This is a genomic window from Amycolatopsis sp. NPDC049252 (assembly GCF_043197175.1).
Taxonomy (GTDB): Bacteria; Actinomycetota; Actinomycetes; order Mycobacteriales; family Pseudonocardiaceae; genus Amycolatopsis.
Genome location: NZ_JBICSQ010000004.1, coordinates 338,111 through 362,361, shown reverse-complemented (window position 1 = coordinate 362,361; position 24,251 = coordinate 338,111). Strand labels below are relative to the sequence as shown.

The 24,251-nt window shown below is 70.3% G+C and carries 19 protein-coding genes; 11 read left to right on the top strand and 8 right to left on the bottom strand.

The genetic code is table 11. The features are described 5' to 3' along the window. Positions 1-41: 41 nt before the first annotated feature. On the bottom strand, positions 42-845 hold the full coding sequence (locus ACGFMK_RS09485; RefSeq protein WP_392759972.1) for a hypothetical protein: 804 nt from the start codon (positions 843-845) through the stop codon (positions 42-44). A gap of 115 nt (positions 846-960) precedes the next feature. Here ACGFMK_RS09485 and ACGFMK_RS09480 point away from each other — a divergent pair, with 115 nt between their 5' ends. Then, positions 961-1,734 carry a deoxyribonuclease IV gene (locus ACGFMK_RS09480; protein WP_392759970.1) on the top strand — a complete coding sequence of 258 codons (774 nt, stop codon included), beginning with the start codon at positions 961-963 and terminating at the stop codon, positions 1,732-1,734. Here ACGFMK_RS09480 and ACGFMK_RS09475 read toward each other — a convergent pair. Beyond that, complete coding sequence (locus tag ACGFMK_RS09475) at positions 1,727-3,283, bottom strand: glycosyltransferase family 87 protein (RefSeq protein ID WP_392759968.1); 1,557 nt, start codon at positions 3,281-3,283, stop codon at positions 1,727-1,729. The two genes, ACGFMK_RS09480 and ACGFMK_RS09475, sit on opposite strands and share 8 nt — an antisense overlap. A gap of 48 nt (positions 3,284-3,331) precedes the next feature. Beyond that, positions 3,332-4,390, bottom strand: coding sequence for an ROK family transcriptional regulator (locus tag ACGFMK_RS09470; RefSeq protein ID WP_392759966.1), 1,059 nt, complete (start codon positions 4,388-4,390; stop codon positions 3,332-3,334). A 56-nt stretch (positions 4,391-4,446) separates the two neighbouring features. Here ACGFMK_RS09470 and ACGFMK_RS09465 point away from each other — a divergent pair, with 56 nt between their 5' ends. Further along, positions 4,447-5,493, top strand: a complete 1,047-nt coding sequence (locus ACGFMK_RS09465) for a Gfo/Idh/MocA family oxidoreductase (RefSeq protein ID WP_392759965.1) — start codon at positions 4,447-4,449, stop codon at positions 5,491-5,493. A 66-nt stretch (positions 5,494-5,559) separates the two neighbouring features. On the opposite strand, the gene ACGFMK_RS09460 is transcribed toward ACGFMK_RS09465, so the two are convergent. The 4 genes from ACGFMK_RS09460 to ACGFMK_RS09445 all read right to left on the bottom strand — a co-directional run bounded on the left by ACGFMK_RS09460 (position 5,560) and on the right by ACGFMK_RS09445 (position 13,958). Further along, positions 5,560-8,040 carry a transglycosylase domain-containing protein gene (locus ACGFMK_RS09460; protein WP_392759964.1) on the bottom strand — a complete coding sequence of 827 codons (2,481 nt, stop codon included), beginning with the start codon at positions 8,038-8,040 and terminating at the stop codon, positions 5,560-5,562. Positions 8,041-8,120: 80 nt separating this feature from the next. Beyond that, entirely contained in the window at positions 8,121-10,388 is a 2,268-nt protein-coding gene (locus tag ACGFMK_RS09455; protein ID WP_392759963.1) for a transglycosylase domain-containing protein, read from the bottom strand. Between the two features lie 356 nt (positions 10,389-10,744). Beyond that, a complete protein-coding gene (locus ACGFMK_RS09450) occupies positions 10,745-13,228 on the bottom strand; it encodes a transglycosylase domain-containing protein (protein WP_392759962.1) in 2,484 nt (827 codons plus the stop codon). 331 nt (positions 13,229-13,559) lie between these two features. Next, complete coding sequence (locus ACGFMK_RS09445; RefSeq protein WP_323325117.1) at positions 13,560-13,958, bottom strand: DUF5318 domain-containing protein; 399 nt, start codon at positions 13,956-13,958, stop codon at positions 13,560-13,562. A gap of 244 nt (positions 13,959-14,202) precedes the next feature. Between ACGFMK_RS09445 and ACGFMK_RS09440 the strand changes: the two genes are divergently transcribed. The 4 genes from ACGFMK_RS09440 to ACGFMK_RS09425 all read left to right on the top strand — a co-directional run bounded on the left by ACGFMK_RS09440 (position 14,203) and on the right by ACGFMK_RS09425 (position 17,247). Then, a complete protein-coding gene (locus ACGFMK_RS09440; RefSeq protein WP_323325114.1) occupies positions 14,203-14,757 on the top strand; it encodes a PadR family transcriptional regulator in 555 nt (184 codons plus the stop codon). A gap of 69 nt (positions 14,758-14,826) precedes the next feature. Then, complete coding sequence (locus ACGFMK_RS09435) at positions 14,827-15,915, top strand: inositol-3-phosphate synthase (protein WP_392759961.1); 1,089 nt, start codon at positions 14,827-14,829, stop codon at positions 15,913-15,915. A gap of 73 nt (positions 15,916-15,988) precedes the next feature. Further along, on the top strand, positions 15,989-16,546 hold the full coding sequence (locus ACGFMK_RS09430; protein WP_392759959.1) for an RNA polymerase sigma factor: 558 nt from the start codon (positions 15,989-15,991) through the stop codon (positions 16,544-16,546). Continuing rightward, entirely contained in the window at positions 16,543-17,247 is a 705-nt protein-coding gene (locus ACGFMK_RS09425) for a hypothetical protein (protein WP_392759957.1), read from the top strand. Before ACGFMK_RS09430 ends, ACGFMK_RS09425 begins: the two co-directional genes overlap by 4 nt. On the opposite strand, the gene ACGFMK_RS09420 is transcribed toward ACGFMK_RS09425, so the two are convergent. Continuing rightward, positions 17,240-17,878: an HAD family hydrolase gene (locus tag ACGFMK_RS09420; RefSeq protein WP_392759955.1), complete on the bottom strand. Its 639-nt coding sequence runs from the start codon at positions 17,876-17,878 to the stop codon at positions 17,240-17,242. The genes ACGFMK_RS09425 and ACGFMK_RS09420 overlap by 8 nt on opposite strands. Before the next feature lie 67 nt (positions 17,879-17,945). On the opposite strand from ACGFMK_RS09420, the gene ACGFMK_RS09415 reads away from it, so the two are divergent. The 5 genes from ACGFMK_RS09415 (at position 17,946) to ACGFMK_RS09395 (ending at position 24,156) form a co-directional block, all read left to right on the top strand. Then, positions 17,946-18,419, top strand: a complete 474-nt coding sequence (locus ACGFMK_RS09415) for a MarR family winged helix-turn-helix transcriptional regulator (RefSeq protein ID WP_392759953.1) — start codon at positions 17,946-17,948, stop codon at positions 18,417-18,419. Further along, positions 18,409-19,629, top strand: a complete 1,221-nt coding sequence (locus tag ACGFMK_RS09410; RefSeq protein ID WP_392759951.1) for an MFS transporter — start codon at positions 18,409-18,411, stop codon at positions 19,627-19,629. Before ACGFMK_RS09415 ends, ACGFMK_RS09410 begins: the two co-directional genes overlap by 11 nt. A 100-nt stretch (positions 19,630-19,729) precedes the next feature. After that, on the top strand, positions 19,730-21,784 hold the full coding sequence (locus tag ACGFMK_RS09405) for a PhoX family protein (RefSeq protein WP_392759950.1): 2,055 nt from the start codon (positions 19,730-19,732) through the stop codon (positions 21,782-21,784). Between the two features lie 87 nt (positions 21,785-21,871). After that, positions 21,872-23,482 carry an SdrD B-like domain-containing protein gene (locus ACGFMK_RS09400; RefSeq protein ID WP_392759948.1) on the top strand — a complete coding sequence of 537 codons (1,611 nt, stop codon included), beginning with the start codon at positions 21,872-21,874 and terminating at the stop codon, positions 23,480-23,482. Further along, positions 23,479-24,156: an SDR family oxidoreductase gene (locus tag ACGFMK_RS09395; RefSeq protein WP_392759946.1), complete on the top strand. Its 678-nt coding sequence runs from the start codon at positions 23,479-23,481 to the stop codon at positions 24,154-24,156. Before ACGFMK_RS09400 ends, ACGFMK_RS09395 begins: the two co-directional genes overlap by 4 nt. Positions 24,157-24,251 lie beyond the last annotated feature (95 nt).

Sequence of the window (24,251 nt, the reverse complement as noted above, 5' to 3'; positions counted from 1 at the left end):
TCCGGCATTCGAGTGGAAGGGGGCGTCACCGTGGGTGAATCTCAGGCGGGATTGCGGCGGATCCAGGCGCGGACGAGGGCCGCCGCGACGATCGCGAGGGCCAGCACCGCGAGCAGCATCGGCAGCTTCGCCGGCGGGGTGACGCCGGGCAGCGCCTCCGCCGTGCCGGACTTCTGCTCGTCGACCGTCGGGACCTGCTGGCCGGGGATGATCTGGGCGATCACCGGCGCCTGCACCAGGCTGCCGGGCAGGAGCGCGGCGTTGGTGAAGATGCCCGAGATCGCGTCGCCGGGCAGGCCGGCGCCACCGGAACCGCCGGTGACCGGGCCGGTGCTGTCGCCGGGCGGGGTCTGACCCGGAGGTGTCTGCCCGGGCGGGGGCGGCTGCTGGGGCGGAGTCGGCGGCGTTCCCGGCGGCACGGGCAGCGTCGGCGCGCCGACGCCCTGCAGGAGTCCCTGCGTCGTGTTCCCGACCGCATTGACCGCGCCCTGCGCGGTGGGGCAGACGGCCTTCGCCGCGGCGTCGCCGACCACCGGCACGTCACCGATGCCGAGCGCGCGCACCGTGTCGCCGACCGGGAGGGTCAGCAGCGGGGCCGAGCCGTTGGTGTTCTTCGCGCTCGAATCGAGGCCGACGGTCAGCCGGTCCGGGGAGTTGAGCGGGGCGCCCGCGTCCAGCAGCAGGCCCGTCTTCGCGTCGCGGGCCTGGCCGTTCTGGAGCGTGGCCGCGCAGTCGCCGCCGAGGGTCGGGCTGGTGTCCGCGCTCGCCACGCCCGGTGCCGCGAACGCGGCCGAGGCGGCGAGGGTGAACCCCAGTGCGGTGATCCGGGCGACGTGCTTCCCCATCGATGCCCTCCGGCAGTCGGACCAATCTGGATCACGGAACGCGCTCACGGTACTCCACGAGCGTCACCAACCGGTTCACCAAGCCCGAAGTTCATCCCGGAGTAGCGTGCTCGGCATGCTGATTGGCGCCCATGTCCGTGACGACGACCCGTTGACCGCGGTGGCCGACCGCAAAGCCGACGTCGTCCAGTTCTTCCTCTCCGACCCGCAGGGCTGGAAGGCCCCGAAGCCGCACCCGCACGGCGAGGCCATCCTGGCCGACCCGGTCGAGGTCTTCATCCACTCGCCGTACCTCATCAACGTCGCCTCGCTGAACAACCGGATCCGGATCCCGTCCCGCAAGAACGTCACGCAGCACGCGGACGGGGCCGCCGCGGTCGGCGCGAAGGGCCTGATCGTGCACGGCGGGCACGTCGGCGACACCGACGACGTCGAGGCCGGCCTGGACAACTGGCGCAAGCTGTTCGAGCGCGAGCAGGAGAAGGGCGGCTTCAAGGTCCCGATCCTGATCGAGAACACCGCCGGCGGCGAGAACGCGATCACCCGCGACCTTGAGGTCATCGCTCGGCTGTGGGACAAGGTCGGCGAGTTCGGCGCCGGGTTCTGCCTCGACACCTGCCACGCCTACGCGGCGGGCTGGGACCTCTCGACCGCCGTCGAGAAGGTCAAGGCCATCACCGGCCGGATCGACCTCGTGCACCTGAACAACTCCCGCGACGAGTTCGGCTCGACGCGCGACAGGCACGCGAGCGTCGTGCACGGCGAGGGCACGATCGACCCCGAGGCGCTGGTCGCGGTCGCCCGCGAGGCCGGCGCCCCGGTGATCGTCGAGACCCCGCCCGACGGCCAGGCCGCCGACATCGCCTACCTGAAGGAGCAGCTCAGCTAGGGACGGCGACGGCCTTCCGGCGGCGCCGGGTGGCGTTCGGGATGATCACGTCCCGGGCGCCGTCGAGGAAGCCGCCGGCCGGGTCGTCGTCACCGGCGGCCCGGATCAGGTCGGTCGCCGGGTGGTAGATCTCCCGGACCACCAGCACGCACAGCGCGACGACGGCCAGGTCGCGGACCACGACCGTGCCCAGGAACCAGCCTTCGGGCAGGCCCTTGTGGTCGACGCCGAGGTAGTAGAACATCCGCGGTACCCAGACCAACGCGTCGATCAGCATCCAGCCGAGCAGCAGCCGCCAGCGCGGGATCGCCAGCACGGCCAGCGGCACGAGCCACAGCGAGTACTGCGGGCTCCACACCTTGTTGGTCAGCAGGAACGCGGCCACGACGAGGAACGCGAGCTGCCCGAGGCGTGGCCGGCGAGGCGCGGCCAGCGCTACGTACGCGATGCCCGCGCAGCACGCGAGGAACAGCACGGCGATCGTCCAGTTGAGGTACGTCGGCGTCTGGTTCTTCTGCAGCACGCCGTCGAACCCGGCCCAGCCGGTCGTGTACGAGAAGACGTTGTAGAGCGAGTCCGGGTCCATCGGCCGCAGGGTGTTCATCCGGAAGAACTCCCACCAGCCGCGGGTCGCGGTGAGGATGAACGGCGCGTTCACCGCCACCCACGTCACGACGGCGGCCGTCGCGGTGCGCCAGAACGGTGTCAGCTTCCCGGCGCGCAGGCAAAGCACGAACAGCACGCCGAGCAGCAGCAGCGGGTAGAGCTTCGCGGTCGCGCCAAGGCCGAGCAGGAGCCCGGCGAGCAGCGGCCGTTTCCGGGACCAGGCGAGCAGGCCGGTGGCCGTGAACGCGGTCGCGATCGTGTCGAAGTTGGTGAACGCGTGCACCAGGACCAGCGGTGACGCCGCCACCAGCACCATGTCCCACGGACGCCGTTTCATCGTCCGCCCGGTCGCCCAGACGGTGACCAGCCAGGCCATCGACAGGAAGAACGCGGTGATGTTGAAGTAGATCGCCACGGGTAGCGCGCCGGGTAGCCAGCCGCTTTCGGCGATGTTGAGCCAGCCCGCCGCGAGCTTCGCGTTAACCCACTGGAAGAGCCCGGTGAACACCGGGTACTCCATGTACCGGGTGTCGTTCTCCGCGGTCTGCGAGCTCTCCTTCCACGACGTGTAGTACGGGAAGGTGCTCGGTCGGTCGAGCCGCTCGGAGCTGTAGAGCGGCACGATGTCGGAGTAACACATCGCGACGAACGGGCGGCCCGCGCGCCAGTCGAGCTGGGTGGCGCCGCTCGAGTCCTGGTACTGCTGGATGCAGGAGCCCTTGCCGAACCAGCAGAGCATCAGGGCCAGGGTCGCCAGCAGCAGGCCGACGCGCTGCGGGGACCAGAACCAGTGCCTGCCGACCGCGGCGTGCTCGCCGAGCGGGCCGCCGACGGGTCTGGTGACCGCCGCCGCGAGTGGGTCGTTCCAGCTCGGGACGACCCGATCCGCCCTGCTCAGCGTCACGGGGCCGGGGTCCGGCTCGCGCGTGGTCTCCTCTGGCACGACCGGGATGTTATCGGTGATGGCCCGACGCCGGAGTGAAGGCGACGATCATGCCGGATTCGCGTAGTACGAGGCCAGGACCTCGGCGGCCGCGCCGTGCGTGACGATCTCCTCGCCGAAGGAGTCCTCCACGACCTCGATGCGCTGCCAGTGCGGCAGCGGCAGGAGCTCCTCGAGCCGCTCGGAAACGGCGTCACGGTACGTGCCCGGTTCGTCCCGCACGGCCCGTCCGGCCAGCACGATCCGTTCCAGATCGAGGACCTGGACGAGGTCGGCGAGGCCGATCCCGAGGAAGCCGGCCGCGGTCCGCGTGTCGGGGGCCTGCTTGGCCATGATCTCGACGCAGCCGCGCCGTCCGCAGGCGCAGCGGGGGCCGTCGTAGGCGATCGTGGTGTGCCCGAACTCACCCGCGTTGGTCCGCGGCCCCCGGTAGAGCCGGCCGTCGATCAGCAGGCCGACGCCGATGCCGGTGCCGACCAGCACGACCGCCGTCGCCGTCGGCTCGCCGTGCGGCCACAGCTGGGCGAACGCGGCGGCGTTGGTGTCCTTGTCCAGCAGCACCGGCAGGCCGGTGCGCTTCTCGAGCAGATCGCGCAGGGGGACGTCGTGCCAGCCGGGCATGCTCGTAGCGTCACGGACCAGGCCGGCGATGTGGTCCAGCGGGCCGACCGCGCCCAGGCCGAGGCCGAGCACCGGGAAGCCGTCGGCGAGTTCGAGCGCGGTGGCGCCGATGGCCTCGACGGCCTGTTCGGGGGTGAAACCGACCGGGAGCGGGCCGCCCGCCGTCTCTTCGACCTCGCCGATGAGGTTGGTCCGCAGCACCCGGTACTCGTCGCGGTCGAGGCGGGCGCCGAGCGCGTGCCGGGCGCTGGACCGGACGGTCAGCTGCGTGCGGGGCTTGCCGACCCCCACGGACGGCTGACGTTCCTCGTCCAGCAGGCCGGCGTCGAGGAGTTCGGGCACGATTTTGGACACGGCCTGCTGGGTCAGCCCGGTGCGTTCGGCGAGCTCGACCCGGCTGAGGCCGCCGGCCCGCAGGATGTGCGCGAGCAGGAGGGCGCGGTTGTGCTCACGCACGTTGCGCAGGTTCCTCCCGGTGGCCGCCATGGATGAGATCTTCGCATGCCTGGTCAATTTCGCAACACTGTTGTTTAATGGGCGGCATGGTGGACGACTTGCGGGTGGGCATCCTCGGGTACGGCATCGGGGGACGCGTCTTCCACGCACCGCTGGTGGCGGCGACCCCCGGGCTGACCCCGGCCGTGATCACAACGTCGAGCAACGCCGTCCAGGCGCGCACCGACTACCCGGGCGCCGAGGTCGTGCCGGACGCCGACGCGCTGTTCGAGCACGCGGGCGACCTCGACCTGATCGTCGTCAGCACCCCGAACCGCACGCACGTGCCGCTCGCGCTGCGGGCCATCGAGGCCGGCGTGCCGGTGGTCGTGGACAAGCCGTTCGCGCCGACCGCGGCCGAGGCCGAGCGGGTCGTCGCCGCGGCGAAGGCGGCGGGCGTCGGGCTCACGGTGTTCCAGAACCGCCGGCTCGACTCCGACTTCCTCACCGTGCGCCAGGTGCTCGACTCCGGTCGGCTCGGCGAGGTGTTCCGCTTCGAATCCCGCTACGACCGCTGGGTGCCCAAGCCGAAGGACAACTGGCGCGAGTTCGGCGACCCGGCCGAGGCAGGCGGCCTGCTCTACGACCTCGGCGCGCACATCGTCGACCAGGCGCTGCAGCTGTTCGGCCCGGTCACCCGGGTCTACGCCGAGGTCGACCGCCGCCGCGCCGGCGTCCAGGTCGACGACGACGTGTTCGTCGCGCTGCACCACGCGAACGGCGTCCGGTCACACCTGTGGGCGACGGCGCTCGCGGGCACCCTGAACCCGCGGTTCCGCGTGCTCGGCGACCAGGCGACGTTCACCAAGTACGGCCTCGACGTGCAGGAACCCCAGATCAAGACGGGCATGCGGCCCGGCGACGACGGCTGGGGCGTGGAGCCGGCCGCGGACGCGGGCACGATCGGCGTCGGCAACGACCTCAAGACCGTGCCCACCTTGACCGGCCGCTACGAGCAGTTCTACGCCCAGGTGCGCGACGCCCTGCGCGGCGAGGGCGAGTTCCCGGTCGACCCGGAGTCGTCGGTCGCCGCGCTGCGCGTGATCGAGGCGGCGCACCGCTCCGGCGTCGAAGGAACCGTCGTCGAGCTCTGACCCCACAGACCGGCCGTGACCTCGGTAACCCCCAGTACTGGGGTCACGGCCACCTTCTTTCCCGCCTCAGCCGCCCGGGTTCGGGCTGCCGCTCTGGCCGGAGTCGTTCCCGTTGCCCGTGCCGGTGTTCCCGGTTCCGGTGTTGCCCGTGGTGTTGTTCCCCGTGGTGTTGCCGTTGTTGTTACCGCCGTTGCGGTTGCGCTGCCGGTCCTGCAGTTGCTGAAGCCGTTGCTGGAACTGGCGGAGCTGGTCCTGCTGCTGGCGGTTGCCGGGCTGGGCCTGCTGGTTCCGCGGGTCGCGCTGCTGCTGTTGTTGTTGCTGCTGTTGCGGTTGCTGAGGCGGCTGCTGGACCTGGACCTGGTCCACCGGGGAGCTGATCGCCGCCACGCGGTCGAAGCGCTCGGCCGGTTTGCCCTGCAGGTACAGCTGCATGAAGCGGTCCCAGATCGGGCCGGCCAGGGTCGACCCGAAGATCGGTGCGCCCGTCGGGCTGCGCAGGGCTTTGTCGCCGTCGCTGCCGACCCAGACCGCCGCCGAAACCGAAGGCGTGTACCCGACCATCCATGTCTGGGCGTTCGCGTTGGCCGCCGACGCCGGTTCGTCGTTCTGCGGGGTGTGCTGCTGGGTGCCGGTCTTGCCGGCGCACTCGTGGCCCGCCGGGCAGGTCAGGCGTGAGAACTGGATCACCGGGGCCAGCGCCGCCGTCACGTTGCCCGCGATCTGCGCGCTGCGGGCCGGGTCGTTGTCGGCGAAGGCGTCCGTGGACCGGTTCTTGGCCTCGTACGCCGTTTCGCCGTTCGCGTTGGTCACCTTCTGCACGAAGTGGCGTTCACGCTGGACGCCGCCCGCGGCGAACGTCGCGTAGCCCGAGGCCATGTCCGCCGGCGTGACCTCCGTGCCGCCGCCGCCGATCGAGATGTTGTTGTCGCCGGTGAACAACTGGCTGCGCCCACCGTTGCCGGAAGTCCGGACGCCCGCCTCCTGCGCGGCTTCCGCCACCCCGGACGGCTTCGTCACGTTCAGCACCATGTCGTAGAACACCGTGTTCGTGGACCGTTGCATCGCCTCGGCGACGGTGCACTGCTCGGAGCAGCTGCTGCTGTCACCCGCGTTGCGGATGGGCAGGTCGACGCCGGGGAACGTGCGTGGTGAGGTGCCGTCGAACCGCGCGTCGAGGCCGCGGCCGAGCTTGAGGAACGCCGCGAGGTCGAACGGCTTCATCGACGACCCGGGGTTGTGCGGCTCGTCCGCCCAGTCGCGTCCGGCCTGGTCCTCGCCGTTCGGGCCCTTCACCACCGGGGCACCGCCGTAGTAGGCGAGCACCCCGCCGGTCTTCGGGTCGACGGCGACCAGCGCGTCGAGGATCCGGTCGTCGGTCTGGTCGGCCATCCCCTCGGTCACCGCCTGCTCGGCCGACTGCTGCGCCTGCGAGTCGATCGTGGTGAACACCTGGAACCCGCCGCGGTAGTACTCCTGCTCGCTGATCCCCTGCGCCGCCAGTTCCGCCTTGACCTGCTTCTTGACGAACGGGTTCAGCGCGCCGGCCTGCTTGCTCTCCACCAGCGGGATCGGGGTCGGGAACTTCGCCGACGCGCGCTGGGCCGGCGTCAGGTAACCGTTCTTCAGCATCCGGTCCAGCGCCGTGGTCCAGCGGGCCGTGGCGACGGCGGTGTTCTCCGAGCGTCCCGGCTGCTGGATCAGCCCGGCGAGCAACGCGGCCTGCGAGTAGTCGAGCTGGCCGACGTCCTGGCCGAAGTAGGCCTGGGCGGCGGCCTGGATGCCGTACGCGCCGCGGCCGAAGTAGATGATGTTGAGGTAGGCGGTGATGATGTCCGCCTTCTCGTAGGTCTGGTTCATCTTGAACGACTTCGCGAGTTCGGTCCACTTGCGCGTGAGCGTCGGATCGTCGTCGCCGGAGGCGTTCTTGATGTACTGCTGGGAGATCGTCGAACCACCGCCGGAACCGCCGGTGACCTGGTTGTACGCCGCCCGCAGGATGCCGCCGACGTCGAAGCCCGAGTTCGTCTCGAACGACGCGTCCTCGGTCGCGATCACGGCTTTCTTGACGACGTCCGGGATCTGGTTCGCGGCCAGGATCTGCCGGTTCCCGCCGGTGGGCACGTCCTTGCCCATCTCGGTGCCGTCGCTGAACAGATACGTAACGGCCTGGCCCTGCGCCTGCGCGACGGTCTCCGGTGACGGGACGTCGACGGCCAGGTACGTGATCACGAACGCGATCGCGGGGACCACGAAGAACAGCCCCGCCACGACGTAACCGATCCGGCGGATCCGTCGCCAGCGCTGTTTCCGCACGTCCTGCTCGGTGCTCGGCCGGGGGCGCCGCGGCGGCTGGCCCGGGCGCTGCCGGATGATCGGCACCGTCGGCGGGTCGTCCGGCTCGGTGCCGTTGTGGACGTGGTGGGTGATCAGCTCCGGTTCGCTGCCCTGCAGCCCGGCGCGCGGCAGCGGCCGGGCCGACGGCCGTCGGGTACGGCGGCGCGGATCGGGAGCGCGACCGCGCGAAGTGCGGGTTCGGTCGTTGGTCACGGGCCGGCCTCCACGGTGGGCTGCGGACGCAGTCCTCTCGGAGGGCACACGTACCGCGGCCCACCGTGGTTCAGCCGTGGCTAGTTGCCCGGGTCGGCTCCCGAGGTCGGCGTCTCCTTCGACGACGTCGGCTTCGTGTGCTTCGGCGTGCTCTCCGGCGTCGACGACTGGTTGCCGTGACCGTGGTCGTTGCCGTTGTTCCCGCCGTTGTCACCCTGGTCGCCGCCGCCCTGGTCGGCGTTCTCGTCCGTCGGCGTCGAGTCGGTCGTCGTCGCGACGTCGGACGACGGCGGCGGCGCGACCTCACCACCGATGCGGTCGACCTTGTCGAACTTCTCGCCCGGCTTGCCCGCCAGGTACAGCGACAGGAACTTCTGCCACATCGGACCGGCGATGGTCGAGCCGTAGATCGGCGAGTTGTTCTTGCCGTGCAGCGGCTTGTTGCCGTCGCCGCCGACCCAGGCCGCCACCGAGACCGACGGCGTGTAGCCGACCATCCAGGTCTGCGAGTTCGCGTTCGCCGCCCACGCCGGCTCACCCGCGGTCTTCGTGTGCTGCTGCGTCCCGGTCTTGCCGGCGCACTCGTGGCCGGCGGGGCACTTCAGGTGCGAGAAGTCGATCACCGGCTTGAGCGCTTCGGTGACGTTCCCGGCGATCTGGCGGCTCTTGTCCGAGTCGCTGTCGAACGCCGGCTTGGAGTCCGTCGAGGCCTCGTACGCGACCTCGTTCTGCCCGTTGACGACCTTCGTCACGAAGTGCCGGGCCCGCTGCTCGCCGTTGGCCGCGAAGGTCGCGTACGCCGAGGCCATGTCCACCGGCGTGATCTGGGTTTCCCCACCGCCGAGGGAGATGTTGTTGTCCTTGGTCGAGATGATCGACTGGCCGCCGTCGTCCTTGGTCGTGACGCCGGCCTCCTGCGCGGCCTGCTTGACCGGGCCCTGCTTCGTCTGGTTGAGGACCATGTCGTAGAACACCGTGTTCGCCGAGCGCATCATCGCCTCGGAGACCGTGCACTCCTTCGAACAGCTGCTGCCCGGGCCCGCGTTGCGCACGACACGGCCGTCGAACGTGCGGTTGTTGGAGCCGTCGAACGTCGCGTCGAGGCCCTTGCCCATCTTCAGGAACGCCGTGAGGTCGAACGGCTTCATCGACGAACCCGGGTTCTGCGGGGTGTCCGCCCAGTCGCGTCCGGCCTGGTCCTGGCCGTTGACCTGGACGATCGGCTTGCCGCCGTAGTAGGCGAGCACACCGCCGGTCTTCGGGTCGACCGCGACGAGCGCGTTGAGCAGCTGGTCGTCGACCTGGCCCTTCATCGCGTCGGTGGCCGCCTGTTCCGCGGCCTGCTGCGCCTTCGGGTCGATCGTCGTGTGCACCTGGAAGCCACCGGAGTAGTAGCGGTCCTCCGGGATGTCGTGCGCGGCGAGCTCGTCCTTCACCTGCTGCACGATGAACGCGGGCGGCGCGCCGGCCTGCTGCTTGCTGTCCTCGAGCGGGATCGGCGTCGGGAACTGCGCCGACTGGCGGTCGGCCGCGCTGATGTAGTTGTTGTTCAGCATCCGGTCGAGCGCGGTGTTCCAGCGGTCGTGCGCGACCTTGTCGTTCTCCGACCGGCCCGGCTGCTGGATCAGCCCGGCGAGCAGCGCCGCCTCCGAGTAGGTCAGATCCTTCGCGTCCTTGTGGAAGAAGGCCTGCGACGCCGCGCCCACCCCGTACGCCCCGCGCCCGAAGTAGATGATGTTCAGGTACGCGGTGATGATGTCCTTCTTCTCGTACGTCTGGTTCATCTTGAAGGACTTGGCCAGCTCGGTCCACTTGCGCGTCAACGTCGGGGCGTCGTTGTCGGTGGCCTTCTTGATGTACTGCTGCGAAATCGTCGAACCACCGCCGGTACCGCCGGTGGCCTGGTTGAACACGGCGCGCAGCAGGCCGGTGACGTCGAAGCCGGAGTTCGTCTCGAACGAGGAGTCCTCGGTCGCGATCGCCGCGTGCTTCATGATGTCGGGGATCTGCTCGGGGCTGAGCAGCACCCGGTTCCCGCCGCGCGGCACGTCCTTGCCCATCGGCGAGTCGTCGGCGTAGAAGTACGTCACCGCCTGGCTCTGGTTCTGCGCGACCTCCGTCGGCGACGGGACGTCGACCAGGAAGTACGTGATGACGAACGCGATCGCCGGGAGCACGACGAACACCCCGACGACGCCGTAGGCGACGCGCCGGATGATCTTCCAGCGCCGCTTCTTCCGCTGTTCCGGGGTGAGGACCGGCTTGCCGTCGCCGTCGGGCTCCGGGTCGTCGTAGCCGTCCGCTTCCTCGTACGCGTGGTGCGTCATCAGCTCGGGCCCGCCGCTCATCGGCGGCGGCTCCGGCCGGTGGCCGCGCGGCTGCTGCCACGGCTGTTGCGGCTGGCGCGGCGGTGGCTGCTGCTGCGGCCGGCCCCCCGGCGGAGTCGGTGGGCGGCGCGGACCCTGGCCGGCGCGGGGTCCCTGCGGTCCGGACGGCCCCTGACGGCGCGGATCAGGACCCTGGCCGGGCCAGGAGCGGGATCGATCGTCGGGCACGGGGCAGTCCTCCAGTCAGCTTGGAATGGCGACAGCCGCCACCCCCTGTTGGAAGGGACGCGCGTGGAGCCCGCGGGTTGCCGGATGATCACTCCGGAACCGGTTCAGGGCCCTCCGCGTGCTCGCGGAGGGCCCTGAACGGGAACGTGCTAACCCGGGCCGGCGCCCGGTGGCGAGGCGACTCCCCCACCACCTCCGCCGAACGTGTTGCCGATGCCGGGATCACCGGGCCCACCCGGACCGGGCCGGGTCAGCGTGGGCCGGCTCGGCTTCGTCGACGTGTTCGTGTCGGTGTTCGTCGGCTCGGTGCTCGTCGTCGTTTCCGGCGTGGTCGGCGTCGTCGTCGTGGTCGGTGTGCTCGGCGGTGGTGTCGGCGTCGCAGTCACCGTCGCGGCGTCCTTGCCGATCGGGGCCACCTTGTCGAACTTCTCCGCCGGTTTGCCCTTGAGGTAGAGGTTCATGAAGTTCTGCCAGGTCGGACCGGCGATGGTGGCACCGAAGATCGGCTTGTTCTTCGGGTCGTGCAGCGGCTTGTTGCCGTCGCCGCCGACCCAGACCGCGGCCGACACGGACGGCGTGTAGCCCACCATCCAGGTCTGCGCGTTGCGGTCGCCGTACGACTTCGGGTCGTCGGCCTTCGCCGTGTACTGCTGGGTACCGGTCTTGCCGGCGCATTCGTGGCCGGTCGGGCACTTCAGGTTCGAGTGCTTGATGACCGGCCCCAGCGCCTCGGTGACGTTGCCCGCGATCTGCTGGCTCTTCGACGCGTCGTCGTCGAACGCCGGGTTGGTCTTGATGTTGTTCTCGTCGAACTCCACCTCGTCCTGGCCGTTCGTCAGCTTCGAGACGAAGTGCTGCTCGTGGTAGGTGCCGCCGTTGGCGAACGACGCGTACGCCGCCGCCATGTCCTCCGGCGTCACGGCCGTGCCACCACCACCGAGCGAGATGTTGTTGTCGTCGGTGTAGAGGACGCTCTTGCCGTCCGGCGCGACCTTGACCCCGGCCTCCTTGGCCGCTTCCGCGACCCGCGACGGTTTCGTCACGTTCAGGACCATGTCGTAGAACACGGTGTTCGCCGAGATCTCCATCGCCTTCGCGACGGTGCAGTCCTTGCCGCAGCTCGCGCTGTCACCCGCGTTCCGGACGGTGCGGCCGCCGAGCACCCGGTTGTTCGAGCCGTCGAACGTCTCGCCGAGGCCCTTGCCCATCTTGAGGAACGCCGTGAGGTCGAACGCCTTGACCGACGAACCCGGGTTGCGTGCCTGGTTGGCGCGGTCCTGCCCGATCTGGTCCTTGCCGTTGGCGTCCTTCACCAGTTCCGGCCCGCCGTAGTAGGCGATCACCCCGCCCGTCTTCGGGTTGACGGCGACCAGCGCGTTCAGCAGGTTTTCGTCGGTCTGGCCCTTCATGCCCTCCTGGGAGGCCTGCTCCGCCGCGGCCTGCGCCGCCGGGTCGATCGTGGTGAAGATCTTCGCGCCGGTGGAGAACAGCTTGTTCTCGTCGTAGCCCTTGGCCGCCAGCTCGTCCTTGATCCGCTGCTGGAGCTGGTAGGTCATCTTCCCCGAGTCCTGCTCCTTGTTGGAGTTCTTCGGGATCGGCGTCGGGTACTGCGCGGCGTTCCGGTCGGCCTGCGGCAGCCACTTGTTGGCCACCATCTGGTCCATCACGTACGTCCAGCGCTTCTGGGCGTACGCCTCGTTTTCCGAGCGGCCCGGACCCTGGATCAGGCCGGCCAGCAGGGAGGCTTCGGAAGCGTTGAGGTCCTTGGCGTCCTTGTTGAAGTAGGCCTTCGCGGCCGCCTGGATGCCGTTGGCCCCGCGTCCGAAGTAGACGATGTTCAGATAGGAAGTGATGATCTCTTCCTTGGACTGCTGGTTGTTCATCTTGAACGACTTCGCCAGCTCGGTCCACTTGCGGGTCAGCGTCTGCTGGTCGTTCTGCGTCGCCTGCTTGATGTACTGCTGGGAGATCGTCGAACCACCACCCTGGCCGCCGGTGACCTGGTTGAAGACCGCGCGCAGGATGCCGGTGACGTCGAAGCCCGAGTTGGTCTCGAACGTCGCGTCCTCCGCCGAGTACACGGCGTGCTTGACGACCTCGGGGACCTCGCCCGGCTTGAGCAGCTGGCGGTCACCGCCCGGCGGCAGCTCGCGGCCCATGAGCTGGCCACCCGCGTCGTAGTAGGTGATCGGCTGGCTCTGCAGCGCCTTGATGCTCTCCGGCGTCGGCACGTCCACCAGGAAGTAGGTGATGACGAACGCGATCGCGGGCACCACGACGAACAACCCGAAGAAGACGTAGGCGCACCGGCGGATGATCTTCCAGCGGCGCTTCTTCTTCTGCGCCGGCGTCAGGACCTTCTTGCCCTTTTCGTCGAGCTCTTCCTGGGGCTCGACGTCGTCGGCGTATTCGTTGAAGGCGGCGTCGTCGTCGTAACCGTCGTCGTACGGGTCGCGGCCGAGGTCGTCGGTGCCGTTGTGCGCGTGGTGGGTGATCAGGTCCGGTTCACGCCCGGGCGGCGGCACCGGACGGCGGCCGCCCGGTGGCTGGCGGAAGCCCTGCGGGGGCGAGCCGGGCGGACCCTGCTGGGGCCGCTGCCCGGGGGGCGGCGGCACCGGCCGGCGCGCCGGCATGCCCTGCTGACGGGGACGCTGCGGGCGCCGGGCCGGCTCGTCGGCGGGCCACTGCGGGCCGCCTTCGTCGCCGGAGGGCCACTCCGGGGCGCCACCGCGTCCGCTGGGGACGCCACGGGGCGGCGTACCGCGTTGGGGACGGCGGGGGGCTTCTTCGCCGGGCCACGCCGGTCCGGGGTCTTCCCCCGGCCACGGGCCTGACTGGGCACGGCGAGGTGCATCTGGCTCCTGGCCGGGCCAGGAGCGGTTGCGATCGTCGTTCACGAATGGGCCTCCCAGACCGGCGCCCGGTAGTGCGCCGTTCTGCGCTCTTCAGCGGTTGTGTTCCAGCTCACCGGCCCGCGGTCCTTCGCGGACCGTCGGCCGGCTCCCCCGTACCGAGGACGTACGACCGGACCAGGTGGTTCCAGTGACAAGCACGGCACACCTCGACGTCGTACACGGTGAACTCGGCGAACCGGCCGGCCATCCTGGCCAGCTCTTCGGGGGTCCTCGCCGAGCCCGCGACGTGCTTGAGTTCGTCACCGTAGACCCAGGACACCAGGGTCAACGGTTCCTGGCGGCAGATCGGACAGGGCTGGTCACCGGCCCGGCCGTGGAACTTCGCCGCCCGCAGCAGGTACGGGCTCGCGTCGCAGGCCTCATGGCTGCCGACGCGCCCGGAGCGGACTTCGGCCAGCAGCGCACGGCGCTGCAAGGCGAAGTCCACGACCTGCCGCTGGTTAATCACCAGGACAGAGTACGGGCTCTTCCTGTGTGGTCCACGCCCCCTAGCGTGACCTGTCTCGCGGCCGCCGGGGACACGCCGGACGTTCGATAACTCTCCGGTGAATTTCGCCCACGATGCGCTGAACTCGCCTGTTGGCTTCGCCACTTCGATGTATCGGGGCGATATAGTGGCTGAGTAGGTTGGACCGAGGCGATCATTCGGAGCAACGCCGGTCGCCGAGGTTTGTTCCCGGAAGGGGGTGCCCGTGCTGGAGTTCGCGATCCTGGGTCTTCTGCACGAAGCCCCCATGCACGGGTACGTGCTGCGCAAGCGGCTGCACGAGACGCTCGGCACGCTGCGGACGTTTTCGTACGGCTCGCTGTACCCGACCCTGCGGCGGCTGCTGCGGGCCGGGTACCTGGTCGAAGAGCTCGACGAAGCCGACGACCGCGCGTGGTCCCGGCGGGGCCGCCGGGTCTACAAGCTCACCGCGGAGGGCAAGGAGCGCTTCGGTGAGCTGCTCGGCGACGCCGGGCCGCAGACCTGGGACGACGAGGGGTTCGGTGTTCACCTGGCCTTCTTCTCGCGGACCCCGGCCGACGTGCGGATGCGGATCCTCGAAGGCAGGCGGCGGCGCGTCGAAGAGCGCCGCGAGGGTTTGCGGGCCGCGCTGGCCAGGACCGAGGAGAGGATCGATCGCTACACCCGCGAGCTGCACCGGCTGGGTCTGGAGACCAGCGAGCGGGAGGTGCGCTGGCTCAACGAGCTCATCGCGCACGAGCAACACGAACAAGCCGAGCGGCAGGGTCCCGAGACCTGAGCCACGCGGCCGCGCCGCAGCGTCGCGGCAGACCTACTGAAGAGACACGGATTGAAGGAGAAACCCCCCATGGGCGAGAACCGCCGCGTACGGGTGGCCATCGTGGGCGTCGGCAACTGCGCGGCGTCGCTGGTCCAGGGTGTCCAGTACTACCGCGACGCGGATCCGGCCACCCGCGTCCCCGGCCTGATGCACGTCGACTTCGGCGGCTACCACGTCCGCGACATCGAGTTCGTGGCCGCGTTCGACGTGGACGCCAAGAAGGTCAGCCGTGACCTGTCGGAGGCGATCTTCGCGTCCGAGAACAACACCATCAAGATCGCCGACGTGCCGCCGCTCGGCGTCACTGTCCAGCGCGGTCACACCCACGACGGCCTCGGCCGCTTCTACCGCGAGACGATCGAGGAGTCCGACGAGACCCCGGTCGACATCGTCGCCGCGCTGCGCGAGGCGAAGGCCGACGTCCTGGTCTCGTACCTGCCGGTGGGCTCCGAGGTGGCCGACAAGTTCTACGCGCAGGCCGCGATCGACGCCAAGGTCGCGTTCGTCAACGCGCTGCCGGTGTTCATCGCCTCCGACCCGGAGTGGGCGCAGAAGTTCACCGACGCCGGCGTCCCGATCGTCGGTGACGACATCAAGTCCCAGGTCGGCGCCACCATCACGCACCGCGTGCTGGCCAAGCTGTTCGAGGACCGCGGCGTCCAGCTCGACCGGACGATGCAGCTCAACGTGGGCGGGAACATGGACTTCCTGAACATGAAGGAGCTCGAGCGCCTCGAGTCGAAGAAGATCTCGAAGACCCAGTCCGTCACCTCGCAGGTCGACCGCGACCTCGGCAAGGGCAACGTCCACATCGGCCCGTCCGACTACGTGCAGTGGCTCGACGACCGCAAGTGGGCCTACGTCCGGCTCGAGGGCCGCGCCTTCGGTGACGTGCCGCTGAACCTGGAGTACAAGCTCGAGGTGTGGGACTCGCCGAACTCGGCGGGCATCATCATCGACGCCGTCCGTGCGGCGAAGATCGCGCTCGACCGCGGCATCGGCGGCCCGATCCTGTCGGCCTCCTCCTACTTCATGAAGTCGCCGCCGGAGCAGTACGACGACTCGACCGCGCGCGACGCCGTCGAGAAGTTCATCCACGGCGACGTGGAGCGGTAACCCCTCTCGCCGGAAGGCCACCACCCGGGCGTAGTGCCTGGTGGTGGCCTTCTTCGCGTGGTGCACTAAACCGGTGGGGCGGGGCGGGCGTGAGCGTGGTGTGAGTGCGAGCGTGGGGGAGAGTGTGCCGGGGGATCTGGGCGCGCCGACCTTCCACGCCCTCTTCCGGGAGTACTTCGGTCAGATGACGAGATTGGCGCACCTGCTCGGCGCGGACGACGCCGAGAACGTGGCGCAGGAGGCGTTCGTCAAGCTCCACCAGCGCTGGGACACCCTCACCGACCGCACGCGGGTGGCGGGTTACCTGCGCGCGACCGTGGTGAACATGTCCCGGTCGCGGACCCGGCACCTGCGGGTGGTCCGCCGGACGCCGCAGGAGCGGCCGGTCGACGAGCTGTCGGCCGAGGTCACGGCGGTGGCCAACTGGGAACACCAGCGGATTCGCGCGGTACTGGGCAAACTGTCCAGGAGACAGCGTGAAGTGCTGGTGCTGCGCTACTGGCTGGACCTGAGCACGGCGGGCATCGCGGAGACCCTCGGCATCTCGCCGGGCACGGTCAAGGCGACCACCCACCACGCGATGGAGAACCTGCGCAAGCACCTGGGGGACGACCTGGGAGGTGAGCGATGACCGACCTCGAACGCAAACTGGCCGAGACACTGCGGGAGCAGGGCGAGGAGGTCACGCCGAACCTCGACGCGGCCTGGGCCGAGCAGCAACGCCGCCAGCGCCGGCCCCGGCGGCGCCGGGCCGCGGTGTGGGTCGCCCCGCTGGCCGCGGTGCTGGTAGTGCTGACCAGCGTGCTGCTGACCACCCAGCTCCAGACGCCTTCGACTCCGTCGGCGACCCCCGGTGCTGTGCTGCACCTGCCGCAGCCACAGTTCGTGCCGATGTCCGAGCTGCTCGGGCTGAGTTCCGCAGTGGCTCTGACCGAGTTCGCGGGCCAGACCGATCGCTGGCGGGCTTGGGCTTTCCCCGCCCAGCGACAGAGCACCACTTCCCAGCGCTACCTCTGCGTCGCGGCGACGCCGGCGGACAAGTCATTCGACAGGACTCTGCCGGAGTACGGGACGAAATCGCCGCAGTGCGTAGTCATCGCCCCGATCGGCACGAAGGCCGTACTCGCCGGGTACGTCGGCGAAGCCGGTGGGCCGTTGCCGCCTGGTAAGGCGGTCTACCTGCTCGAATCCACGTCGAACGACCTGCGCCTGTACGACGCGAGGGGGGATCTGAGCCAAGGCAAATGGATCGGCCGCGTCTGGAACTCGTATCAGTTATTCCTGGCCGATGTGAACCCCGACTCGCCTCCCGTGCGCGCCGAAGTCAGCTGAGCCCCAGCGCACCCGGCAGGTCGGTGATCGTCTCCACCACCGCGGTCGCCTGATTCAGCACCTCGGGGTCCGGCGGGAAGTGCGGGTTCGGCACCGCGTAGACCGCCATCCCCGCGGCCAGCGCCGAGCGCAGCCCGTTCGTCGTGTCCTCCACCGCCGCGCAGTCCGACGGCGCCACCCCCAGCAGCTCCGCCGCCCGCAGGTAGACGTCCGGCGCCGGCTTCCCGGCCCCGACCTGCTCCGACGAGACCGCCGCACCCACCGGCAGGCCCGTGACGTCGAGGAAGCCCTTGATCAGGAGCACCGGCGACGAGCTCGCGATCGCCACCGGCCACCGCTTCGCGACCTGGCGGACGACGTCGACCGCGCCGTCGATCAGCGGCGGCTGCTCGGCGTACCGGGCGGCCATGCGCTTGACCACGACCGTCGCGATCTCGGGTGGCGTGAGCCGCGCGCCCAGCTCTTCGACCAGGTAGCGGGCCCATTCCGGGGTGCTCATCCCCTGCTGCGCCCGCGTCGCCTCCGCGCGCCAGGTGCCGCCGTGCTCGGCGACGACCGCCCGGCGGACCTCGTCCCAGATCCGCTCGGAGTCCACGAGTACGCCGTCGAGGTCGAAGATCACCGCGTCCATGTCCCTGAGCGTAGCCTGTGAGACGAGTTACTTAGCTACCCTTACTAATTTTTGTTAGCATAGCTAAGTGACTTCCCCGATCGCCGACCTCGCGCACCGGCTGCGGCCGCTGGTCTTCCGGCTGTACCACCAGGTGCGCCGCCAGACCCCGCAGCTGACGCTGACCCTCACCCAGGGTTCGGTGCTGAGCGAGCTGGTCAACGGCGGTCCGCGCCGGATGAGCGCGCTGGCCGAGTTCGAGCAGGTGAAGCTGCCGTCGATGACCGACGTCGTCAGCCGCCTCGAACGCCTCGGTCTCGCCACCCGCGCGCCGGACCCCGCCGACCGGCGGGCGGTGCTCGTGGACGTCACCGACGAGGGTCGTCGCTTCTACGCCGAGATGGTCGCCGCCCGCGAAGAGTTCCTTCGCGAACGCCTGATCGTCATGGACGACGCCGACCGCGCAGCGATCGAGGCCGCCCTTCCGGCCCTCGCCAAGCTACTCATCGATTCCCAAAAAGCTGACACCACGAAAGAAGCACTGATCAGTGATGAGCGCTGAACACCACTCGAGCCTGCTGGACGCCGTCAAGGGCCAGCCCAAGCAGGTGTGGATCACCGCGTTCGCCGCGGTCATCGCCTTTATGGGGATCGGCCTGGTCGACCCGATCCTGCTGTCCATCGCCAAGGGTCTTGACGCGACGCCGTCCCAGGTCACCCTGCTCTTCTCGTCCTACCTCGGCGTCCAGGTCGTCGCGATGCTGGTCACCGGCGCGGCGAGCGCGAAGTTCGGCCCCAAGCGCACGGTCCTGGTCGGGCTGACGCTGATCGTCGCGGCCACCGCGCTGTGTTCGGCCGCCGGGTCGATCGAGCAGCTCGTCGGGCTGCGCGCGGTCTGGGGCCTCGGCAACGCGTTCTTCATCGCGACGGCGTTGTCCGTGATCGTCGGCGCCGCGACCGGCGGCCAGTCCGGCGCGATCCTGCTCTACGAAGCCGCGCTGGGTGTCGGCCTGTCGGTCGGCCCGCTGCTGGGTGCCCTGCTCGGCAGCATCTCGTGGCGCGGCCCGTTCCTCGGCACCGCGGTCCTGATGGCCGGCGCGCTCGTGCTGTGCGCGGTGTTCCTGAAGAGCGACAAGCACGAAAAGCGTGATCCGATCAAGCTGCTCGACCCGCTGCGCGCGCTGAAGCACACCGGGCTGCTGCGCACCTCCGTCGCTTCGGCGCTGTACACAGCCGCGTTCTTCGCGGTGCTGGCCTGGTCGCCGTTCGTCCTCGGCTGGAGCGCCATCGCCGTCGGCCTGATCTTCTGCGGCTGGGGCCTGTGCGTCGCCGTCGCCGGGGTCGCCCTGGCGCCTCGCCTGGCCGCCAAGCTCGGTGAGCGGCACGCCGCCGCGGCCGCCGTCTTCGGGTACGCCGTGCTCATGCTGGTGCTGGCCGTGCCGAGCAAGCCGGTGCTGGTCGCCGGGATCATCGTCTCTGGCCTCGTGTCGGGTCTGCTGAACACGCTGTTCACCGGCACCGCGATGTCCATCAGCGACGCGCCGCGCCCGGTCGCCAGCGCGGGGTACAACTTCTGCCGCTGGCTCGGTGGCGCCGTCGCGGCGACGCTGGTCGGGCACGTGGCCGAGTGGTTCGGTTCGCCGCAGGCGCCGTTCGTCGCCTCCGCCGTGCTGTGCGTCATCGCCGGTGGCCTGCTCTCGCTGCGCGAGAAGAAGGCCGACCCGCACACCGTCCCGCGGGAAGCGGCGTTGGTCGGCGGCGAGGAGTTCTGACGGGCGGCCAGTACACCTGACGTTCACCTGAATGTCTGGATTGACTGGTTTGCGGGGCTTACGGTCGGTTCGTTCCCGAACTCCCCACCATGGAGGCCTCGTGCCCGACCGTTTGCTCCCGCTCTTCCCCGCCCACCCGGGTGGGCGCTCCCCGATCACCTGCGAATACCGCTGTGGCAACGCCTGTGCCCACCCCGAGCCGAACGAGTCCGGGAACGAGTACTTCGGCGACGTCGTCAAGGACATCTCCCGCCGCCGGGTCTTCAAGGCCGGCGCCGTGATGGCGGCCGCCGCGGGCGGGTTCGCCGCCCTGTCCGGCACCGCGGCCGCCGCCCCCGCTCGGCCCCTGCGTCCGGCTCCCGGCACCGACTTCGACCCCGTCCCGCCGAACAAGCTCGACGCGGTCACCGTCCCCGACGGTTACGCGCAGCGCGTCGTGATCCGCTGGGGTGACCCCGTGGTGCCGGGCGCGCCGAAGTTCGACTTCACCAAGCAGACGGCGGCCGCGCAGGCGAAGCAGTTCGGGTACAACAACGACTTCGTCGGCCTCATCCCGCAGGACCCGCTCGGGTTCGGCAACCTGCTCGTGGTGAACCACGAGTACACGACCGAGGTGCACCTGTTCCCGGCCGACCAGTACGACCCGGCGAACCCGACCGAGGAACAGGTGAAGATCGCCTGGGCGGCGCACGGCCTCTCGGTGCTGCAGGCGCGTCGCGACCCGGTCCACGGCGGTCTCGAGGTCGTCCCGAGCCGGTTCGGCCGCCGGATCACGCTCGACACCGTCTTCGAGGTCCGCGGGCCGGCCGCCGGCTCGAAGTACCTGAAGACGTCCGCCGACCCGACCGGGCGCAAGGTCCGCGGCACGCAGAACAACTGCTCCGGCGGCGTGACGCCGTGGGGCACCGTGCTTTCCGGCGAGGAGAACTTCCACCAGTACTTCGCCAACGCCGACAAGGTCACCGACCCGGTCGAGGCGGCGCGGCTCAAGCGCTACCTCGTCGGCACCGGCGCCAGCACCCGCAAGTGGGAGCGGTTCGACAAGCGCTGGGACGTCGCCCAGGAGCCGCAGGAACCGAACCGGTTCGGCTGGGTCGTCGAAATCGACCCGAACGACCCGAACTCGACGCCGGTGAAGCACACCGCGCTCGGCCGGTTCAAGCACGAGGCCGCGAACGTCAAGATCACCGCCGACGGCCGCGTCGCCGTCTACTCCGGGGACGACGAACGCTTCGAGTACATCTACAAGTTCGTCTCGAAGGGCAAGTACAAGCCGGGCAGGAGCGCGCACGCGCGCCGGCACAACTCGGCGTTGCTCGACGAAGGCACGCTGTACGTAGGCCGCTTCACCGGCGACAGCCCGGCCGCCGAGATCGACGGCACCGGCAAGCTCCCGTCGGACAGCGAGTTCGACGGCACCGGCGAGTGGATCCCGCTGGCGAGCGGCGACAAGTCCTTTGTGGACGGATTCGCCGCGGAGGAGGTCTACGTCTTCACGCGGCAGGCGGCCGACAAGGTCGCCGCCACGAAGATGGACCGTCCGGAGGACATCGAGCCGAACCCGGTCAACGGCCGGATCTACGCGGCCCTGACCAACAACAGCGATCGCGGCGCGGTGGGCAAGGCCGGCGTCGACGAGGCGAACCCGCGCGTGGCCAACAAGAACGGCCACGTCCTGGAGTGGGAGGAGCACCGCGGCGACGCGGCGTCGACGAGGTTCTCCTGGCGGCTGCTGCTCGTCTGCGGCGACCCAGCGACGGCCGACACCTACTTCGGCGGCTTCGACAAGACCCAGGTCAGCCCGATCTCGTGCCCGGACAACGTGGCCTTCGACCGCCACGGAAACCTGTGGATCTCCACCGACGGCAACGCGCTCGGCGCGAACGACGGCCTGTTCTCGGTGCCGGTGACCGGCCCGGAACGTGGTCACGTCAAGCAGTTCCTGTCCGTGCCGGTCGGCGCCGAGACGTGCGGCCCGGTCGTCACCGACCACCTGGTGCTCGTCGCGGTGCAGCACCCGGGTGAGAACGCGGCCGGTTCGGCGAACCCGACGTCGCACTGGCCCGACGGCGGCGCCACGCAGCCGCGGCCGTCGATCGTCTCGGTGTGGAAGAAGGGCCGCTTCGGGCGGCCCGGCCGCATCGGCGAGCGCTGACGCGGCGGGCTCGCACCGGCGGAGGTTCACCCTGAAGGGGACCGCTCTCGGCCGGTGCGGGCCCGTGCCGCGCGCCATAGTCGTGGGGTGATCACTTCGGCGCGCGCGATGGCAGTGGCGGTGGTGGCGGTCTCCGGGGTGGTGGTGCCCGGAGCGGCTGCAGCGGACCCGCCGCCGGCTTGCGGCGGTGTCGCGGCGAACCCGAGTGTCGAGCAGACGGCGGCGAACGGCGCCCCGGACGGTTACGTCTTCGCCCCGGCCGCGCCGGTGCCGCCCGGCACGCCGTCGGCGAAGCAGCCGAAGCTGCTGACCGAGCAGGCGTACGCCGTCGACGGCCAGCGTTCCGCGGTGATCCAGACCCCGGACAACAAGGCCAGCACCGCCTACCAGACCGAGAAGTTCGTGCCCGGCGGTGTGTACACGCTCAGCGTGTCGACCGGCTCCGCGCTGCCGAGCGGGAACCCGGCCACCGGCCTGCGGTTCTACGACGCGACCGGCGCCCAGGTGCAGGAGACCAAGCTGGTCGCCGACCACAACGCGGCGGACGGGCACCTCGTCAAGCAGGACTTCCCCGCGGCGACGGCCCCGGCGAAGGCGACGGCGGTGAAGTTCTTCGCCACGACCAGCGCGGAGCGGCTCCGCTGGGACTGCGTCGGCCTGCAGCTCGCGGCGTACTCGGTGAAGAAGGAAGTGCAGAACCCGGCGACCGGCGCGTGGGGCCCGTTCGCGACGGTCACGGCGGGCGAGACCGCGCACTACCGCGTCACCGTGACGAACGAGGGCACGCAGGACCTGACCGGCATCACCGTCCAGGACCCGTGGTGCGCCACGCCGTTCGAGCCGTTCCCGCTGGCCGCGGCCGCGAACCGGCAGCTGACCTGCGATCACCCGAACCTCACGGTGGCCGACACCGGGCACGTGAACACGGCGAAGGTCACCGGCGTCCACTACCCCGGCGGCACGCTGGGCGACAAGACGTCGTCCGCGACGATCACCGTGGTCCCGCCGCCGGCGATCGCCAAGATCGGCGACTTCGTCTGGGCCGACCGCAACCGCGACGGGCTGCAGGACCCGGGTGAGCCGGGCGTCGCGGACGTCAAGGTGACGCTGAAGGACGGCGCGGGCGGCACCGTCGGCACCGCGACGACGGACGCGAGCGGCAAATACGGCTTCGAGAAGCTGAAGGACGGCACCTACCAGCTCTGTTTCACCGTCCCGGCGGATTTCACCGTGACGCGCAAGGACGCCGGCAGCGACGACAAGGACTCCGACGCGGACCCGGACGGCTGCACCGCACCGCGCACGCTCGGCGGCTCGAACCGTGAGGACTTCACGGTGGACCTCGGCCTCGCCTCGCTGACCAACCGGCTCGGCGACTTCGCCTGGACCGACACCGACGGCAACGGCCTGCAGGACGCGGGTGAACCGGGCCTCGCCGGGGTGAAGGTGACGCTGAACAACGGCACGAGCGTCGTCACCGGCCCGGACGGCGCGTACGCCTTCACCGGTCTCGAAGACGGCAGCTACCAGGTCTGCTTCACCGCGGACGGCCGCAAGCCGACCAAGAAGGACGCCGGCGACGACGCTCGCGACTCGGACGTCGACCCGTCGGGCTGCGCCGACGCGCGGACCCTGGGCCCCGGCAAGCGCGACGACCGCACGGTGGACGCCGGATTCGCCGTTACGGTGGGGGCATGACGGACCTTCCCCTCGCCCTCGTCACCGGTGCCTCGCGCGGAATCGGCGCGGCGGTCGCCCACCAGCTCGCCCCCACGCACCGCCTGCTCCTCGGCGGCCGGGACACCGGCGCGCTGGCCGCACTGGCGAAGGAACTGCCGGGCGCGCAGCCGTGGCCGGTGGACCTGACCGACCCGGCCTCCCTCGAGCAGGCGGCCGCGGACATCGCGTCCCTGGACGTCCTGGTCCACTCGGCCGGCGTGGCCCGCCTCGGCCGGATCGAGGAGGCCTCCCCCGCAGCCTGGCGGGAGAACTTCGAGGTCAACACCCTCGCGGTGGTCGAGCTGACCCGCCTCCTGCTGCCGGCCCTCCGAGCGGCCCACGGCCACGTCGTGGTGATCAACTCGGGCGCGGGCCTGAACGCCCGCCCCGGCTGGTCCCCGTACGCGGCGAGCAAGTTCGCCGTCCGCGCCTTCGCCGACGCCCTCCGCGAGGAGGAACCGGACATCCGCGTGACGTCGGTCTACCCGGGCCGCACGGACACGGAGATGCAGCAGACGATCTTCAAGGGCGAAGGCCGCGAGTACGACACGTCGCACCTGCTGAGGGCGGACTCGGTGGCAACCGCGGTGGTGACGGCGGTCTCGGCCACCCCGGACGCCCACCTGACCGAGCTCATCCTGCGCCCCCGCTGACCAGAGCGGCCCCCGCTGACCAGAGCGGCCCCCGCCCGTCCCTGGGGGGCTGCCCCGAGTCCAGTTTATCGGCGGCGGCCGACAGACCAGGCCGT